This is a genomic window from Streptomyces sp. SPB074 (assembly GCF_000154905.1).
In the GTDB taxonomy this organism is placed as follows: domain Bacteria; phylum Actinomycetota; class Actinomycetes; order Streptomycetales; family Streptomycetaceae; genus Streptomyces.
Genome location: NZ_GG770539.1, coordinates 1,963,379 through 1,965,118, shown reverse-complemented (window position 1 = coordinate 1,965,118; position 1,740 = coordinate 1,963,379). Strand labels below are relative to the sequence as shown.

General features: G+C 76.0%; 1 protein-coding gene and 1 pseudogene. Both read left to right on the top strand.

Annotated elements, in window-relative coordinates:
* Positions 1–278: 278 nt before the first annotated feature.
* A complete protein-coding gene (locus SSBG_RS07830; RefSeq protein WP_050776737.1) occupies positions 279–1,325 on the top strand; it encodes an AAA family ATPase in 1,047 nt (348 codons plus the stop codon).
* 5 nt (positions 1,326–1,330) lie between these two features.
* Positions 1,331–1,740, top strand: a pseudogene (locus SSBG_RS07825) (hypothetical protein); the annotation flags it as partial.

Below are 1,740 nucleotides of genomic sequence, written 5' to 3'. Positions count from 1 at the left end.
CAGCGCGGCACAACTGCCCTACGCGCTGCACGACTGGCGGCGCACGGCCGAGCACGGACAGGGCTGGTCGGAGGGGGTCGTGCTGATGTACGACCCGCCGCGCGCCGCCCCCGCGCTGCTTGCTCCCCCGTGAAAGACCTGACGGGGCGTCGGGCCGCTCGCTACCGTGTGGCCCGTGCCCGTCAGGCCCGGGCGCCCCGTGCCCGGGTGCCGGGCGGGCCCGAGAACGAGACGAGACGACCGAGCGACGCCGCAGACCAGTGACGAGGGAGCCGATCATGAGTGAGGCCGCAGTGTCCGAGGAACCCGGTCCCGTGGCCGGTGAGTGGCTCGTCTACCGGGGGGCGGGGGAGCCCCACGACGGTGTCGACCGGCTGCCCGCGCCGCCGCCCTGGCGCGACTTCCGCCACCGCGCGAACGAGACCCCCGGCGGCACCGAGACCCGCAGGCTCGGCGCGCACCGCGCCCACACCGTCTCGCTGCGCCCCGGCGCCGAGGAACTGGAAGTGATCAACGCGGCGCTCTACCTGCGCCGCCCGCTCCTCGTCACGGGCGGTCCCGGCGTCGGCAAGAGCTCGCTGGCGCACTCCGTCGCCGACGAACTGCGCCTCGGCGACGTCCTGCGCTGGCCCATCGTCAGCCGCACCTCGCTCCAGGACGGGCTCTACCACTACGACGCGATAGCCCGCCTCCAGGACGTGCAGATCGCCGCCCACGACCCGGACGCCGCCGCCGGGGCGCCCGGCAGCCCCGAGCGCATCGGCGACTACATCAGGCTCGGCCCGCTCGGCACCGCGCTGCTCCCCTCCGACCGCCCGCGCGTCCTCCTCGTCGACGAGCTCGACAAGAGCGACATCGACCTGCCCAACGACCTCCTCAACATCCTGGAGGAGGGCGAGTTCGTCATCCCCGAACTCCAGCGGCTCGCCGACCGGCTCCCCGGCAACGAGGCCGAGGTGCTGACCTCGGACGGCCGCAAGGTACGGATCAAGGACGGCCGCGTCGCCTGCACACACTTCCCCTTCGTCGTGCTCACGAGCAACGAGGAACGCGACTTCCCCGCCCCGCTCCTGCGCCGCTGCATCCACCTGGAGCTGGGCCGCCCCGACCACGAACGCCTCGCCAACTTCGTCCGCGCCCACCTCGGCCGCGAGCGCGAGCGCGACGCGGACGACCTCATCACCCGTTTCCTGGAGCGCTCGCGCACCGAACTCCTCGCCGCCGACCAGCTCCTCAACGCCATCCACCTCACCGGCGCGGCCCCCGGGCTCGACCGCGACCGCCTCGCCGAACTCCTCATCCAGCGACTCGACCGCCCGAGGTGACCCCGATGCGCGACTTCGCCCTGCCGCACCACGGGGACGACCACGGCGGAGGACCGGAGGACCCCGGCCCCCTGCCCCGCCCGCTGCCCCGCGCCGGACGCGACGGGCCCCGCGGCCACGCGGCGGACCCCGCCGGGACCCACCGGCCCGCGGGGACCCGCGCCACCGGAGCGCCGCCCCCCGCCCGCGAGGACGGCGCCCCCGGCCCCTCGCGCGCCCTCCCGTCCCCGCTCTCCTCGCTCGTCCTCACCCTGCGCACCGCCGGGCTCGACCCCGACGCCGAACAGCTCGGCGACGCGCTGTGGCTCGCGGGCCGCATCGGCGGCGCCCCGGACGGCGGCGGTACGGGCGAGGAAGCCGCGCCAGAGAGCGACCTCGCGCCCGTACCGCCGGCGCCCGGGGCGCCGCCGATGCG